Genomic DNA, 3,759 nt, shown 5'->3' with positions numbered 1-3,759 from the left:
GCGCCGTAGACCAGCGTGCGCAACGGGACGGCATCAAGGAGGTTCTCGTTGAGCAGCATGTCGATCATGCTCGGCACCAACAGGCAGTGTGTCGCTCCGGCCTCACGCAGGCTGCGCCACCAGTCAGCGGAGAAGTGGGTCGTCGGCAAGACCGCCGCACCCGCGCTCAACGCTGCGAGGACGTTGCCCAGGCCGCCGATGTGATGTATCGGCGAACCGGTTGCGTAGCGGTCTCCGCCCCCGAACCCGACCAGCTCCGTCAGCAGCTCACCTCGCGCGAGCAACACGGGTGAGGTGAAAGGGACCCGTTTCGGCGCACCGGTGGTGCCGGCCGTATGCAGGTAGAACGCCACGTCGCCGGTCTGCGTCAGCCCGGCGGCAGAGGTCAGCAGAGGTTCGAGCGTGACAAGCCGGACATCGGCCAGGGCCGCGGCTTGACGGGCGGTTTCAGCGAAAGCCCTTTCGGTCAACAGGATCTGCGCACCGGCCGAGGCGATCGCGGCCGCCAGCTCGGCGGGAGTCAGCCTCGGGCCGAGCGATGCCAGCGGTCTGTCGGCCGCGGCCCCTGCCAAGAGGAGCGCCAATGCGTCGGCATTGGTAGTGAGCAGTGCCGGCACCGCCCGCCCCGATGTCGGTTCGAGTTCGTGCAGCAGCTCGGCGCCATACGCCGCTTTGGCTACAAGCGCGCGCCCGCTGACCGTGCCCGTCGAGTCGAGCACAGCCGGCCGGTCGTTGTCGCGGTGAACGGCGTTGATGTGCTCCAGCCACGTCACCTGCACGGCGTCAACGACCGTTCGACTGCCTCGCCCGGCCGCGGTAGAACGCGATGGCCCGGCGGATCGAATCGTGGATCGGCTCCGGATGCCACCCGAGTTCCCGCTCGGCCTTGCCGTGGTTCATCGGGGACATGATGTGCATGAGCCGCACGGACAGGGTGGACAGCAGCATGTCGCGGCGCAGCACTTTGGCGGCGATGTCCCCGCCGAAACCCAACGCGTACATGACTTTCAGCGGAATACCGACCCACGGAGGCTTCGCTCCGCCCGCTTCGGCCGCCGTCCCATAGAGCTCGCGAGCGCTGATGAATCGCTCGGAGATGATGTACCTCTCGCCGACTCGACCCTTGTCGGCGGCCAGTATCAATGCACGGGCCGCGTCCTCGATGCCGACGACTTCCATGGACATGCCCTTGACGTATGCCGGCATCCTGCCCTTTGCCGCCGCAGCCACCAACGAGCCGTGTGGCGTCGGCTGAAAGTCACCGGGGCCGTAGGTGTTCGCGACGCACAACGCGACTGCGGGCAACCCACGCTCCCGTGCGTATCGCAATACCAGGTTCTCGGCGGCCACCCGCGACTGGATGTAGCCGCCGCCCTTGTCCGCCCAGTTGAACGGCTCGTCCTCGGTGACGGGGCGTCCGTTCTCACTGAGCGCGATGGTGCCGATGGTGCTGGTGAACACGAAGCGCCGTAGGTCCGCGTCTACCGCTGCGTCGAGCACGTGACGCAGGCCCTCGACGTTGGTGCGGAACAGCGGGGTCGGGTCCCGCAGCCAGGCCCTGGCGTCGACGACGCAGTAATAGACGTCGTCGCAGCCGCCCATCGCGTCACGCAGCGCCGCGTCATCGAAGACGTCGCCATAGCGGCGTTCGACGTCGAGGTCGTCGATGGCGATGGTCGAACTGGTGCGGCGCAACAGGACTCGCACCCGTTGGCCGCTTTTCACCAACTGTCGCGTGACGTGCGAGCCGAGGAATCCACTCGCGCCGATCACCAGCTTCGTCGGCCCTGACACGTGGCTGCTCCCCTGCGTCCAACACTTAACGTTTGACAGTACACTGCCACACTTGTGATCAGGCGTAAAAGTTGGACCCGCCGTCGACGTTGACGTTCGCTCCGGTCGTGTATGTATTGCGTTCCGACGCCAGCAAGCAGATCACCGGCGCAATGTCGGTCGGAACGCCGGCGCGCCCCAGATCCGCACGCACGCCGAAGAATTCCGAGATATAGCGCATAACCGACCTCGGGTCGTCGGCGCTGACTCCGGCGTCGGCGGGGAGTGTCGCGATGTGTCGCTCCATCTGGTCGGAGATATAGGTGCCGGGCGAAACCGTGTTGGCAAGGATGCCATCGGCCGCCAACTCCAACGACAGGTTCTTGGTGATGCTGGTCAGCGCGGCCTTGGCGGCCGTGTACTCAACCAAGCCGAAACCCTGGCTGCGTGCCGACATAGCCGCCAGGTTGACGATTCGAGCCCATTTGGCAGCACGGAGCAACGGCAGTGCGGCGCGCGCCGACCGGACGGCGCTTAGGGCGCCGATGACGAAGGCGTCGACGAACTGCTCGTCGGACACGACGTCCCACGGCAGCTGCGAGACATCGGGCCCAACGGCGCAGACAAGCGAGTTGAGCTCGCCCCACCGTTCGCCCAATTCGGCGAAACCGTTGGCGATACTGGTGGCATCGCTGACATCCACCGATAGCCCGACCGCGTCGGGACTACCGAGTTCGACCAGGCGCGCGACGGTGTCGTCGAGCGCCTCGCGTCCACGAGCCATGACCGCCACTCGTGCGCCGTCGGCGGCGAAGCACTCGGCGGCTGCGCGGCCCATGCCCTTACTTCCACCCTGTACGCACACGGCGGCGCCGGCCAGGCCCAGGTCCATATGATTCCCTTCTTGGTGCAGCTGGCTGCGGTTAGTCGGGAAGCACCCGAATCTCGGTGCGGCCACTTAGGACAATGGTCAACTCGCCGCGACCCTGCGAGTCAGCGACAAGCGACTCGCTAAGAGCTCCGGTGACACGGTAGGCGCGATGTGGTTGCAAGCGTGCGAACCGCAGGACCTGCGATGAGTTGTCGCGCCCGGGTCGGAGGACCAAGTGCAGGTCGGCCCCGTCACTCGTAGCGCGCGCAACCAGCACGTCGGGGTAGGCGACCTCGTCGAGAACGGGGCCGTAGAGCGCGGAGTCGGCGGTGGGGCCGACAACTGTTCTGCGCCAGAAGTTCTGGTGCAGTTGGCGGTCGATGGTCACGCACGCGTTCACCGAGTTGGACATCTTCTGGTATCGAAACACTCCGTCCTCGGTGATCGGCTCGCACAGTGTGTCCAGCGCCAGCTTGGCGGCAGCAGCGGCGTCGGCGTCGCCGAACTCGCGCGCCGCGCCATAAAGCGATTCCATCGCCAGGCCGTAACCCGGCTTGTAGTTGCCCATATCGATCGCGCCCTTTGGCAGTACCGGTTTGAGCTGGCCGGCGTCCTCCGCGAACGCCTCGGTGCGTAGAATCCCCCAGTACCGCATGGCAATATCGGGAAACATCGAGTTCAGATACACGGCGGGGATCGCATCTGGCAGCGGGAACGGGAGATCTATGCCGGTGTGCTTGGACTTCAACGAGACCATCCCGAAGTCGGGGTGGACGAACTCAGTCTCCAGGCGACGCTTGAAGTTCTCGGCGATCTCGTCGAAATAGTGGGAGCCCGTGAGGCGATCGTAGACCTGCAACGCACCCATGCCGCGGAAGTTGCACGCTGTATAGGTCCAGTTGGGCTCGCAGGGGAAGAGCCCGAAGGGCGCCTTGCGAAAGTTCGCCATCAACGAATCAGCGACGTCATGCAAGGAATGCTGATGTTTGCCGAAACTGAGGCCACCGTCCCTGAGGTACCGGTCATCGCCGGTGAGGGCCGAATAAAGCCCTACCTGCAGGCCGAAGAAGCCCGTGAGCATGATGTTGTCCCGGCCGACAGGGTCGGCATTCAAT

At 65.4% G+C, this 3,759-nt stretch carries 4 protein-coding genes; all 4 read right to left on the bottom strand.

All coding sequences use genetic code 11. From position 1 onward, the window contains the following. A partial coding sequence (locus tag QOJ24_RS03670; RefSeq protein WP_526259209.1) for an AMP-binding protein occupies window positions 1-779 on the bottom strand: 779 nt, incomplete at its 3' end. Between the two features lie 4 nt (window positions 780-783). Continuing rightward, on the bottom strand, window positions 784-1,794 hold the full coding sequence (locus QOJ24_RS03665) for an NAD-dependent epimerase/dehydratase family protein (RefSeq protein ID WP_526259207.1): 1,011 nt from the start codon (window positions 1,792-1,794) through the stop codon (window positions 784-786). Between the two features lie 58 nt (window positions 1,795-1,852). Then, window positions 1,853-2,665 carry an SDR family NAD(P)-dependent oxidoreductase gene (locus QOJ24_RS03660; protein ID WP_526259205.1) on the bottom strand — a complete coding sequence of 271 codons (813 nt, stop codon included), beginning with the start codon at window positions 2,663-2,665 and terminating at the stop codon, window positions 1,853-1,855. 31 nt (window positions 2,666-2,696) lie between these two features. Beyond that, the coding region (locus QOJ24_RS03655; protein ID WP_526259203.1) for a linalool dehydratase/isomerase domain-containing protein at window positions 2,697-3,759 on the bottom strand (1,063 nt) is incomplete at its 5' end.

It is taken from the genome of Mycobacterium sp., from assembly GCF_032159775.1.
GTDB lineage: Bacteria > Actinomycetota > Actinomycetes > Mycobacteriales > Mycobacteriaceae > Mycobacterium.
This window is presented reverse-complemented; position numbering and strand designations above follow the sequence as displayed.